The organism is Planctomycetia bacterium, from assembly GCA_021413845.1.
GTDB lineage: Bacteria > Planctomycetota > Planctomycetia > Pirellulales > PNKZ01 > PNKZ01.
This window is the reverse complement of record JAIOPP010000102.1, coordinates 23,666-36,163: the sequence shown is the minus strand read 5'-3', so window position 1 is coordinate 36,163 and position 12,498 is coordinate 23,666. Positions and strand designations below refer to the sequence as shown.

Genomic DNA, 12,498 nt, shown 5'->3' with positions numbered 1-12,498 from the left:
ATAGCTCGTTGGGCTATCGACCCCCGGCTCCCGAGGCCGTTCAAGCTTGGTCTTTTCGCTACGCTGCGCTCCGCGAAAAGACCAAGCTTGATTCTTGAAGAAACTAACGCAACACTTGGTATCACGCGTGGGGGCAGGTCACGATCTCCTGGACTGGTTTGGGCAAGAATACGGTTGCTCAATCTCATCCGAACGCACTTCAATCGATATCGTTACCGTAATTGCAATGCCGCTACTAATCGTCAACGCCGCGGCATCGCCTGATAGCAAAAAAATGGCCGCCGGGGCCGCCCCGCAGGGCGACCCCGAACGACCGTATCGAACGCTTCATCGGTGCCGACGACTTTTTCGCCGTCCGGCATGAAAGCTCTCACGGCTGCCGATCACTTTGCCTCGACGGAATGCCCAGAGGCAGGCACCGACGTGCAAGATGAGCCAGATCAGATCCCATTGCCCCTCCTTCTCGGTTCCTAGCGCGCGAACTAATTTTCGAGAGCTTAGCGCTGCTTCGGCAACCAATACGCCATTGCGCTCCATCCGATGATCACGCCCAGAACCGCGGACCAGCCCACGACGGGTAGGCGACGTTTTGTTAGCTTCTAACAAGCGTCGGTCGCGATGCGAACCGTCTATTTCCTAACGGACTAAATCGGTTGCGAGAGCTTCCGAAGTTGCGGCAAGATGCGAACGAGTTGCGCGCCGATTGCGGCGCTGAGGTGCGGCTCGTGCCGGCTGATGTGGTGTGAACGCTTTCCGTTTCGTCAATCCGGCCGAAAGTGGTAGCCGATTGCACTTGGCACTGAAATCTGTAGGGTTGAAGACCGCGATCTTTACTTGCCGTCTATTAGACGACTTGGAGAGCCTCCAGGCTCCCGACGCGCAACATCCTCCGCCGCAGCACGGACACGCTGTCGGCCAAGACATGGAAGTCATTCCTTTTTTCGAAGAAGAGAGAAGATCCTGATGCGAACGGCCCTGTTGTTGATTCTCGCATTCCTTTATTGCCACGTTGCAGCAGCCGCTCCCGGCATGCACGCTCGTACTCTCTTGAGCCATCAAACGCCCATACCGACGCTGGTGGCCAAGACGGTCAATTACGAATACCAGCACGCCATCGAAAACGTTTTCGACGACCGGCTCGAAATCATGTTTCGGATCTTTGATGAGGAGGTGAGGACGAGTCCGGAGAAGTATTTCTTTTACTTCGACTATGTCAGCCTGCGGCGCAGTAAGGAGAAGCTGCAGGCTTCGATCAGGGTAGAGATGGTCGATTCCGAGTCGGCGATCGCGACCATCAAGAATCTTGAGCCTCGCACGGCATACGAGTTCCACGTCTCGCTATGGAGAATGGATGACGAAGACGAGACCCAGGTCACGAAGGTCGCCGATCTGCCGACAACGTATTTCGGAATCACTGGTGGTTACGATGACATCGAAAATCTTCGAGCGGTCACGATGATCTCGGCCGTCGCCGAGCTCCATCTTTGGGAAATGAACTATCCGCACAAGAGAGGACGTGGATATTGCCCGGGCGGAGCCTGGTGTAACATCTTCAGCGACTGGAACCTCCACCGCACCATTGACGGCAGAGCGATGGCGAGCAGCTCCTTGAATGAGATGATTGCTTATTCGAAGGCGGGACACGCCATTCACGGGAACTTTCTTACCGTGAACGGCGGCTCTCACTACACCTTGGCGCTCGCCTACGATGAGGATACCGACACGGTCTGCACCGTGGACGGAAATTTCAACAACCGAGTGGTGCTATGTAGGTACCGTCGCGGCAGCATCAACCGCGTCTGGAAGTTTTGCGAAGACTGCTGCTTGACAAGGTCGTCGTCTAAGACGGCCGCCGGCCTGCAGACATCACCGCGACCGGCAGATGCCGGTTGACCGATTCAAGTCGTAGCCCGGGGTTGGAACCGTATAGCGCCGAGGTCGCATCGCGCCTGGTGCTTCGAGCTGCATAAGCTCGAATAGCGTTTCATTAAGGCGCCCGCTTGCTACTTGTGGGACGGGACCGTCACGACGAACGTCCGGTGTTGCTTGCCGCTCATGATCTGTCGGGCGAGGGCTTGCAAGATTTCGGCCGACTGCAAGAACCGATGAAAAATCTGCAGCACCAAGATCGCCGTGCCGTCGGCCGACGCCAGCGAGCTCAGCGCTCGAATCGCCGACAGCGGATCTTGTCCCGAGCTGTTCGTCGGTTCGTTGCCGCCGACGTCGAGTCCGCGGTCGATGTCCCAAGTCGCCAGTCGCCAACTCTCACGACGGCAGAGACCGGCGATCTCGGCCAATGCGTCTTGATGTTCGTGACTTTCGATCCAGATGCCGGTGAAGCAAGCGCGGATGTATTCCGTTAGACTCTGAGCTAGTGGCATAGAATGTTTCCAAGGTAGTCGTCGGCGCTGACGCCGGCGGTGGGAAAAGGACAAGGAAAGGATCCGGATATGAAAATTGCCGTCACCGGCACCACGGGCTTCGTCGGCCGCTACATCGTGCGGCACTTGGTTGCCGCAGGGCATACTTGCCGTTGCTGGTACCGACCGGAGAGTGATCGAGACGGCCTGGACGACGTTGGGCCGAAAATCGAATGGATCGAAGGAGGCTTAGGAAATAAGGCCCAAGCCGCAGAACTCGTGGCCGGTTGTGACGCCGTCGTGCATGCCGCGCTGCATCATCCCGGCGGCGGCTTTCGAGGAGGCGAAGGAGACATTTTCACATTCGCGGAGAAGAACGTCTTAGGGACGCTCCAACTCATCGAAGCGGCTCGCAGAACCGGCGTCGAGCGGTTCGTGTTCATCTCGACGTGCGCCGTACATGAAAAGATTCTCGGCGACCGTCCGCTCGACGAGACGCATCCGACGACGCCGACAAGTCATTACGGTGCCCATAAAGCGTCGCTCGAACAATTCGTGCACAGCTACGGCTGGGGGATGAAGTACCCGATCTGCGCCTTGCGGCCGACCGGCGTCTACGGCGTCGCCCAGCCGACGGCGACCTGTCGGCCGCAGAAGGGACAGACCGTGGGATCGATCGTCGGATCGAACTCCGGATCGTCGGTGCGAAAAGCCTGCGTTACGCGATAGCCGCAATCGGAGCAGCGATGCTCCCAGGAGTGGATCGTACGCGCGTCCGTCGCAAAATGGTTGTGAAGGCAGGTCACGGTACCGCCGTTGCATTCGGGACAGGAGCCCGTCGATTGCCGGTCACGAACCATATTGATGACTTGTCCCTTCTCGCATGATATACGTCCGGGGTAGCAGCGCGACTGCCGGGCTCTCTCGGCACGCAGTGTGCCCGAGTCGCGATCGAGATTTAAGGCGATGTGACTTGTCCGTTGTTGCGCAGCGACGCACGAATGGCTCTCACCGGGACTCCGCCAGCCTCCGTCGAACCAACTCCGGCAAATACTTCACCGGCACGGAGCCGTGCGCGAGCACCGCTTCGTGGTAGCGGCCGAGGTCGAACTTCTCACCGAGTTCTCGCTGGATTTCTTGCCGCAGATTGTAGAACGCCGTCCGACCGACGAAGTAGGTGCTCAGTTGCACTGAGCTTTGCTTGGCGCGAATGATCTTGAGCCGGGCTTCCCCTTCGGACTGGAAGGCATCGTCCATGAGGAAGCGGAGGGCGGCTTCGTCGCTTAGGTCGGTGCAGTGTATTTTGTGATCGAGGATCGCATTGGCCACAGTGCGGAGGAAGAACTTGAACTGGTTCAGGCGGAGCTCGAGATCGCCGTCGCCGTAGCCTTGGTCGAGCATCATCTGCTCCGTGTAGACGGCCCACCCTTCGGCGAACACCCCCGAGCCAAGCGCACGGCGAATCAGCGACTTGTGCCGGTTGGCATATTCCAGCTGCACGTAATGGCCCGGATAGGCCTCGTGAATCGTGAGGATTTGCAGCATGTGCTGGTTGTATTCCTCGAGGAAGCTCCGGAGTCGGGCGGCGCTCCAATCGGCCGGCGGTGGGCTGACCGCGTAGGTGCTGGAGCCGAGCGGATCGAGCGGCAGGGCCGGATCAAGATAGGCGGCCGAGTTGCCGCGGCGAAACTCCGGCATCTCCAAGATCAGGCAGCGGTCTGGCTCCGGCAAACGCAAGATGTCGCGTTCTTGGATGAAGGTCTTGATCCGACCGACGGTCGCGCGAGCATCGGCGATGAGCCGCTCCGGCGGGCCGTGATTCTCTCCAACTTTGCGCAGCACCTCTCGAATGGTTTTCGCGCGTCCAGCTGTATCGTCGGGCGGGAGCGGCTGCCTGGGAAAGTGCTTACTCCAAAGCTGCCGCGCGACGACGTACATGTCGTTGCGCACCCGAACGAGTTCCGCTTCGGCGGCCGCGAAAACTTCGTCGGCCGACATCCCGGCGTCGAGCACGAGCTCCAGTTTGCGCGAAAACTTTTCCTTACCGAGTCGCCATTGGCCGGTCGCGCGCGGGCGAACCTCGGTCTCCAAGAACTGCTGATGAGCGCGAAGCGCCACGACGACCGGTTCGGCCGCCTTCTTCAATGCGGCGAGCTGCGGCGTGTCGCCTACGAGCGTGAAGAGCTCCTGCTCGTAGAAGTGGATCGCACCCCGATTCTGCAGCACCGCCGTTTCCAAGACCGACGGGGGCGGGCTGGTGATCGTCGTCTTCGCCGTGGCGGTGATGCCCGGGATGTGCGCCATCCTGGCGACGGCGTTGGTGATGTTCGTGTCTTTCGGCAGCGTCGACTGTGTGAGTAGGGAGAACACGCAATCGCTGATGTACCCTCCGTAGACCCGCGGGTCTTCTTCAAACCGACGCGTGTTCTCGGCTAGCCAAATCGATCGAGCCAGCTCGTCTCGCAGGATCCCGTAGCTCACCTTGCCGTCGGCCGAGAGGACCTCGAAAGCGACTTCCTTCGGTAGCGCAGCGAGCCGCCGCTTGTCGAGCGCCAACCAACCAGCTCGGGCCTCCGGCGAGATGTCGTCGAGCAGCGAGTCGAAGCGATGGTCGCCGAGCTGCGTCGCATCGAGCGGGCGGAGCTGGAAGACTTCTTCGAGGTAGTCGCGAAAGAAGGCTTCGAGTTTTTGGTCGGCTTCGGCGGCTTGAGTAGGAGTGGTCATGAAGACGATCGCTGACAACGCGATGAGAAAAAGCAGGCGATTCATGGTGGGGATTCGGAGGTGAAGGAGATCAAAAGGGAGCGAGGATTCGTGCGCAGGCCCAATGCCGGGCTTCACTCAACCTTGAGCTTCGCGACGTACAGATCACTCGCGCCGCCGCTCGTGATCTCGGCGTCGCCGAACTTCGCCGTGCCGCTGAACGAGCCGCCGATCACGATTCCGTGCTTTGTGTCTCGGGCCAACGTGTAGGCGTTGTCGCCGGTCGCGCCGCCGGCCTGCGTGATCCAACGGAGTGTCCCTGCGGCGTCGAACTTGGCGACGTAGACATCGACGCCGCCGCGACTCTGCAGTGTCGCGCCGGCGAGTCGGAAGTCGGCCGTGAACTCACCGGTGAGGTACGAATTGCCGCGCCCGTCCGTAGCGACACCGAGGCCGTAGTCGACCGCCGGGCCTTGGCCGACACGAGTCCAGGCGAGCTTGCCGTCGGCAGTGAAGTGGCTGAGGAACGCATCGCTGTCTTTCGGCCCGGTCGTCGTGAAGGTCTCGCCGCCGAACGTCGCACGTCCCTTGAACATGCCGCAGGCCCAGACACGTCCCTCAGCGTCGCAGGCGATTTCGTGGAAGAGGCAACTTGCTTCGCCGAAGTGTTGCGAGATCCACAGCACGTCGCCGGTGGATGAGAGCTTCGCGATGACGGCCGACGAGCCTTTCGGCGTGACTAGCGGCTGATCGCCGAACCGACCGGAGCCGGAGGTAATCCCTGCAATGTAAATCTGGTCGCGACCGTCGACGGCGACACCATGGCCCGCTCCACCGGCTTGACCGTCGGCCGCCTTGACCCAAGCGAGCCTTCCATCGGCATGGTACTTCGCCCAAAAGATGTGCGCACCGGTGCCGTCGCCGACTTCGAGATCGCCGAACTTTCCCTTCCCGACGACGGCACCAGTGACGATCACATCGCCGCGTCCGTCGATTGCAATGCCGTGGCCGTAGTCGTAACCCGCACCGCCGCCGGTTTGGATCCAGAGGAGCTTCCCGTCGCGGTCATACTTGGCGACGAAGATGTCGTAGGTGCCGCGCTGGGGGAGGTTCACGCCGTCGAAATCGGCATCGGGGCTTTGATAGTGGCCTGTTACGTAGCAGTTGCCTTCTCGATCGGTTGCGACGCCGTACGCCCGATCGATCAAACTTCCGCCGCCGCTCCGAACCCAGAGTCGCTTTCCATCGGCGTCGAGCTTGGCGAGGAAGAAGTTCATCCCCGCGGCCGCCGGGATGTCGACGCCGGCGAACTTCGCTCCTTCGGTCGTTTCACCGGCGAGAAAGACGTTCCCCTCGGAATCGAAACAGACGCCGCGGACCTTGTCGCTCAGCTTCCCACCGCCGGAGACCGTCCACGCGAAGGCGGGAGGCGTCTCCGGATCGGCCGCCTCCGACTCCAACGTCGTCATCATGATGATCAACGAGACGACGATGACGATGGAAGCCTTGTAGTTCATGAGCGAGTCCTGGCCGACTGGGTGTTAAACGTCGTAGTGCACAGATGTCGCGGCTTGATGCTGCTATTATTGAGTCCGCGAACCTTGAAAATTGCCGGTAGTAGCCCGGATGAAACGTATGCGACCGTCGCAATGGCGAAACGTCTCCGACTAGGTTCACATCCCGAACACTCAACGCCGAGCGCCGACCATGATCCCCAAAGCTCGTCTTAGCCCGTTGCTCGGCGCGGCCTTTCTGATGGCGACCTCGGCGATCGGCCCCGGCTTTCTCACCCAGACGACCGTCTTCACCACCCAGTTCGGCGCGAGCTTCGGATGCGTCATCTTGGCCTCGATCTTGCTCGATGTCGGCGCGCAGGTCAACGTCTGGCGGATCATCGCCGTCTCGCAAATGCGAGCGCAGGACATCGCCAACGCGGTGCTGCCGGGACTAGGCTACGTGCTGGCCTCGCTCATCGTTTTCGGCGGCTTGGCGTTCAACATCGGCAACGTGGCCGGGGCCGGACTCGGCGTCAACGTGATGTTCGGCATCTCGGTCGAAACGGGAGCCGTGATCAGCGCGCTCCTAGCCGTCGGGCTATTCCTCTCGAAAGGGGCGGCGCGAACCATGGACCGGTTCGTCTTGGTCCTCGGAGCGTTGATGATCGGGTTGACGTTGTACGTCGCCGCGACGGCGCGACCGCCGCTCGGCGAAGCCGCGGTCCGCTCGATAGCGCCGCTCGTCGAAGAAGCTCAGCGTCCCGCGTTCCTCTTGGCGATCGTGACTTTGGTCGGCGGTACCGTCGGCGGCTACATCACGTTCGCCGGAGCGCATCGTCTGTTGGAGGCCAAGATCGTCGGCGTCGAAACCTTGCCGCAGGTCACGCAGAGTTCGGTCTCGGGGATCTTGGTAACGGCCTGTATGCGCGTCGCCTTGTTCTTGGCCGTGTTGGGGGTCGTCGCTCAAGGACTAACGCCGGATCCCGCCAATCCTCCGGCCTCGGCATTCCGACTAGCCGCCGGCGAAGTCGGTTATCGATTGTTCGGCGTCGTCATGTGGGCCGCCGCGATCACGTCGGTGGCCGGTTCCGCCTACACATCGGTATCGTTCCTGCGCACGCTCAGGCGCACGGTCGACCGCCGGCATGATTGGGTGGTCGCCGGGTTTATCATGTTGTCGACGACGATCTTTCTCATTGCCGGCCGGGCGGTGCGACTGCTGATTTTGGCGGGAGCCGTCAATGGACTCATCTTGCCGATCGCGCTGGCGATTATGCTCCTGGCCGTCTATCGGCGGAAGATCGTCGGCACCTATCGACATCCGCTCTGGATGACGATCGCCGGCGGAGTCGTGGTCGCCGTCATGACAGCCATGGGCGGCTTCACGTTGTTCACCGAGTTGCCGCGGCTGTTTCGCTGAGCGTTTCAAGGCTCCGCCTCCAGCGGATTGACCGAAATAATCGGTCGCCTCGGAGCGGATTGTGAAGCATCAATTCGGTTGGCACACAGCGTCTTGGAAGTCATTAAATCTCATTCCAGGGTGAACGATTCTCGCGACTTCGCAGCCGATTCGCCTCGGCGTCGTCGAGAAATTCTTCTCGATCGGGATTCCATTTCAGCGAACGACGGAGTTGGTAGCCGATGTTCGCCAATTGACACACTTGAGCCGTTCGGGCGCCGATCTCGACGTCGGCGACAGGTTTCTCGCCGGTCCGAATGCAGTCGAGCCAGTTCTGCTTGTGATTGCCGCCGACGTCGGGCAAGTGGAAATCTTTCTCTCCCAGCGGCGTTTCGAGAATCGACTTCGGCGTCGACTCGATCCCTTTACGATCGACGTAGATCGTCCCTTCCGTCCCCTCGAACGTGCAGCCGCTCGGGCCGCCGTGGAACATCTCGACACCATCAGCATAGACGAATCGAAGGCCGGTCTCTCCTTGTTCGGGCGGATGAATTTCGACGGGGCCGGTCCCGTCTTTGTTCAAGGCCCATTGCGCGATGTCGAAGTGATGCGCACCCATATCGGCGAGCATTCCGCAAGCGTACTCGCGATAGAGGCGAAACTGCGGGAAGTGATTGTGGACGTCGAGCGGGCAGAGGATATGACTGAAGCCGCGCTCGGGCGACGGGCCGTTCCATAGATTCCAATCGATCCCTTTCGGCGTCGGCTCTTCGGCTAAGTCGCAAGGTTTTGCCGGCGCACCTACGCCGACGCGGACGGTCTTTACTCGGCCGATTCGTCCGCTGCGTACATACTCCACCGCTTTACGGAAAACGCCGCCGAATTCGGTCCGCTGTTGGCTGCCGGTTTGAAACACGATCTTATTCTCGCGCGCCGCAGCGACCATCGCCCGCGATTCGGAGATCGTCAGCGAGAGCGGTTTCTCGCAATAGACATGCTTCTTCGCCCGCGCCGCCAAAATGGAAGGAATCGCGTGCCAGTGATCGGGGGTCGAGATCACAACCCCGTCGATGTCGTCGCGAGCGAGCAGTTTACGGAAGTCTCGATACGAGGCGCAAGTAACCGCCGAGCCTGACTTCTTCCTCTCGCCGTATTTCTTCCCGACCGCAACCGCGGCATCTTCGAGTCGGAGATCATGCACGTCGCATACGGCGACCACCTCCGTCTGAGGGTTGTTCAACGCCCATTGCAAATGCCCGCGACTTTGCTTGCCCATTCCGATGAACCCGAGCGTGAGCCGCTCGTTGGCGACGGGCGTCTTCGGCGCGGCGATGACCGAACGTGAAGCCGCAAAGGGGGCAGCCGTTGCAATGGCCGCGGTTGCCAGGAAATCTCGTCGTGGAACGCGCCGGGGTGACGACATAGGGGGACTCTGCATTGGGGAATGCGAAAAGGGTTGGAATCGCTCCCAGACTATGCCGGCCCCAATCCCTCCGCAAGCAAACGCCGGTGGCGTTCCATGTCGCTTCGCCCGAGAGATCCGGATAGAATCAGGCTCCCGCCTGCCATTGCACTCCTGCCCGAGCATTATCATGCCAGCATCACTTCCCGCGAGTATCGGTGTCCGTCGCCGCGAGTTATTGCAGGTCGGCTCTTCGGCGTTGTTGGGGCTTTCTCTCGCTTCGGTTTTGGACAAACAGGCGCAGGCCGCACTCGCGACGGCAAATAACCGTCCGGCGCGTGCGAAGTCGGTGATCATCGCGTTTCAAACCGGCGCTTGCAGTCATCACGATACGTTCGATATGAAGCCCGAGGCTGCGGCGGAGGTGCGCGGTCCGTTTCAACCGATCGCAACGCCGGTCGCCGGCTTTCAAGTTTGCGAGCATCTACCCCGGCTTGCCGAGCGAGCGAAGAAATACGCGGTGGTGCGTTCGTTTTCGCATCGCGATAACAATCACTTGATGTCGACGCATCACATGCTCACCGGTCATCTGCAACCGGGTGGGTTCTTCGACAAGGTTGCGTCGCGCACCGACTGGCCCTGCTATGCCGCCGCTTGCGACCACTTGAAGCCGCCGTCGGAAGCGATCCCCAGCGGCGTGCATCTCCCGAGCTTCCTGATGCAAAGCCCGCTCACTTGGCCCGGCCAGCACGGCGGCCTCCTTGCGCCGAAGCACGACCCTTGGCAGATTACGGCCGATCCGAACCAACCCGGCTTCCGTGTCGACAATCTCACCTTGGCCGCTGGGATCGATTTAGAACGGCTCACCGATCGCCGATCGCTACTGGCCGAGATCAACGCTCGGCAGTCGGTCTTAGACCGAGGCGGCGAGTTACAGCGTCTCACCAACCAGCAGCAACTCGCGTTCTCGATGCTCACTTCGCAGCGTTTGACGCAAGCGTTTGAGCTTGGTCGAGAGTCGGACGCGACGCGCGATCGCTACGGCCGGCACACTTACGGCCAGTCGCTCTTGTTGGCCCGACGCTTAGTCGAGATCGGCGTGCCGGTCGTGCAGGTGAATCTCGGACGTGTGCAAACCTGGGACAACCACAGCAACGTCTTTACGACGTTGAAGGATCGGCTCCTGCCACCGGTCGATCAAGGAATGGCGGCACTCCTGGACGATCTCGAAGCGACCGGACGGATCGACGACACGCTCGTCATCTTGATCGGCGAATTCGGTCGGACGCCGAAGATCAATGCCAACGCCGGGCGCGACCACTGGGGCTATTGCTTCAGCGGACTATTCGCCGGCGCGGGGGTGCAAGGAGGGCAAGTCATCGGCAAGTCCGACGCGATGGGAGGCTACCCGATTACGAAGGCTTACACGCCGGAAGACCTCGGCGCAACGGTCTATTCGGCGCTCGGCATCGATCACGAAGCGACGATCTACGACCGCCAAGGTCGTCCGGCGCAATTGAACCAAGGGACGCCGATGGAAATGCTCTACACAGGTAGCGAAGCAGCGAGCACCTAGCCGACATGGATGGACCGCGTTCTCGCCGACCGACTATTTCGAGTCGAACTGGCAGACGATCTTTCCCGTTTCCGTTTCGATGAGCACCAGACCATTGCACCCGATGAGTAGACGTTTACCGTCGGCGGAAAAAGCCAGCCGGCGCGGATTCAGCGATTCACGGCGGCCGGCGTAGCAGGCGAAGGCGCCGTCGTCGAAAACGAAACGGCGAAGGGCTTGAAGTTTGTTCGTTTCGTAGAAGACGAGTTCGCAAGTCGTCCCTTTTTGCTTCTGAGGGGTCTTGGAACCGCCGGCTTCGACTGCATCTTGCCGGCGAGGCGCGTCGGCAGGCTGCGAAAGGACCGCGAGTTGTCGACCATCTGGGGAGAATCGCGGACATACCGAGTCGGCCGTCTCGATCCTCAATTCCTGAATCATAGTGAGCGACGTGCCGTCCCAGACTCGGACACTCCCCTTGGCGTGCCCCGTCGCGATCAACTTCCCGTCCGGAGAAACATCAACTTCCGTGCAGTTCTGCAACTCGCTCGCAATGATCCTTCGTCGGAGGGACGTCGTCGCTGCATCGAAAACCGCAAGACCTTCCAGACGAACCGAATGGACGTTGGGCTTGACGACGCCGTCTTTGCCGATGAACGGCTCCAGCACCGGATGCACCGCCACGAAGATTTTCCCCTCAGGGGAATACGCGAGGCACCGCGCCGGATGCGTATCCTTCAGCTCGATGTTGCGGTCGCGCCCCGGAATGTGGAGGTCGTTCAATTCCAAGGCGTTACAAATCTCGCGTCCTTGCGCGGTCAAAATCTGCGCGGACTTGGGAGAAGCCGCGCAGACGTAACCCCTGTTCCAACGCTGTAGTTGTTTTCCGCTTGCGACGTTCAACAAGACCACGTCATCGAGATCGATGCTATCGCCGGGACAATATAAGCGACCGTAGAGCAGCGTCTGGCTATCGTGCGTGAACTCCAGACGAACGACATCGCCGTATTCTCCTACCTTACGCAACAGCTTCCCGTTGCTTGCGTCCCAAATCGCGATCCCGCCGCCGCGCGGTTCCAGGGGGAAGCGTCCGTTGGAGGGGCCTCCGAACGCCGCCGCGATCCACTTGCCGTCGGGCGAGATAGCTACCGATTGGGCATTGTCACCAACGTGCTTCCAAGCCGGGATGGCCTGCGATTCAGCTCGCAATGAAACTCCGGGATCCGGCTCACCCCTGGCGACAAGGGGAACGATCAGCATGCACGCTTGACCTAGAATCAGACAGAACGCCTGCGCATAACGCATCATGAATAAACTCGCGGTCAATTATGCCGGATCGCGTGCGATTCAAGTTTAGCACGACGCTTTCATGGGGGAGAGCGGTGCCCAAGGACGTTCCATGAAAACCTTTTCGCACGATGGGTAGTCGATTCATGGCAGCTTTCTTTTTGCGTGTCCGACGGCCCGGTTCGCGCCGGACATCGACGACCGACTTGCATCCAGGAGCGAGGCAGCGGAGAATCGCAAACGTCGCGTCGTGCGCGGTCACCATGCCGACGATGCCGCCTGAGCGATACGCCCCCCGA

Annotated in this window: 9 protein-coding genes; 4 read left to right on the top strand and 5 right to left on the bottom strand. The window is 60.6% G+C overall.

What is annotated here, in order from left to right; genetic code table 11:
- Window positions 1-963 precede the first annotated feature (963 nt).
- Complete coding sequence (locus tag K8U03_19415; protein MCE9607060.1) at window positions 964-1,893, top strand: hypothetical protein; 930 nt, start codon at window positions 964-966, stop codon at window positions 1,891-1,893.
- Between the two features lie 110 nt (window positions 1,894-2,003).
- On the opposite strand, the gene K8U03_19410 is transcribed toward K8U03_19415, so the two are convergent.
- Window positions 2,004-2,381, bottom strand: a complete 378-nt coding sequence (locus K8U03_19410; GenBank protein MCE9607059.1) for a hypothetical protein — start codon at window positions 2,379-2,381, stop codon at window positions 2,004-2,006.
- A gap of 69 nt (window positions 2,382-2,450) precedes the next feature.
- Here K8U03_19410 and K8U03_19405 point away from each other — a divergent pair, with 69 nt between their 5' ends.
- Entirely contained in the window at window positions 2,451-3,089 is a 639-nt protein-coding gene (locus tag K8U03_19405) for an NAD(P)-dependent oxidoreductase (GenBank protein ID MCE9607058.1), read from the top strand.
- A gap of 279 nt (window positions 3,090-3,368) precedes the next feature.
- On the opposite strand, the gene K8U03_19400 is transcribed toward K8U03_19405, so the two are convergent.
- Both K8U03_19400 and K8U03_19395 read right to left on the bottom strand, forming a co-directional pair.
- Window positions 3,369-5,129 carry a DUF885 domain-containing protein gene (locus K8U03_19400; GenBank protein MCE9607057.1) on the bottom strand — a complete coding sequence of 587 codons (1,761 nt, stop codon included), beginning with the start codon at window positions 5,127-5,129 and terminating at the stop codon, window positions 3,369-3,371.
- Window positions 5,130-5,197: 68 nt separating this feature from the next.
- Complete coding sequence (locus K8U03_19395; GenBank protein ID MCE9607056.1) at window positions 5,198-6,580, bottom strand: hypothetical protein; 1,383 nt, start codon at window positions 6,578-6,580, stop codon at window positions 5,198-5,200.
- Between the two features lie 190 nt (window positions 6,581-6,770).
- Here K8U03_19395 and K8U03_19390 point away from each other — a divergent pair, with 190 nt between their 5' ends.
- Window positions 6,771-7,979, top strand: a complete 1,209-nt coding sequence (locus tag K8U03_19390; protein MCE9607055.1) for a divalent metal cation transporter — start codon at window positions 6,771-6,773, stop codon at window positions 7,977-7,979.
- Window positions 7,980-8,082: 103 nt separating this feature from the next.
- Here the strand turns inward: K8U03_19390 and K8U03_19385 are convergent, their stop codons facing one another.
- Window positions 8,083-9,381 carry a Gfo/Idh/MocA family oxidoreductase gene (locus K8U03_19385; protein ID MCE9607054.1) on the bottom strand — a complete coding sequence of 433 codons (1,299 nt, stop codon included), beginning with the start codon at window positions 9,379-9,381 and terminating at the stop codon, window positions 8,083-8,085.
- A gap of 169 nt (window positions 9,382-9,550) precedes the next feature.
- On the opposite strand from K8U03_19385, the gene K8U03_19380 reads away from it, so the two are divergent.
- On the top strand, window positions 9,551-10,936 hold the full coding sequence (locus tag K8U03_19380; protein ID MCE9607053.1) for a DUF1501 domain-containing protein: 1,386 nt from the start codon (window positions 9,551-9,553) through the stop codon (window positions 10,934-10,936).
- Between the two features lie 33 nt (window positions 10,937-10,969).
- On the opposite strand, the gene K8U03_19375 is transcribed toward K8U03_19380, so the two are convergent.
- Window positions 10,970-12,172: a hypothetical protein gene (locus K8U03_19375; GenBank protein MCE9607052.1), complete on the bottom strand. Its 1,203-nt coding sequence runs from the start codon at window positions 12,170-12,172 to the stop codon at window positions 10,970-10,972.
- Between the last annotated feature and the right edge of the window lie 326 nt (window positions 12,173-12,498).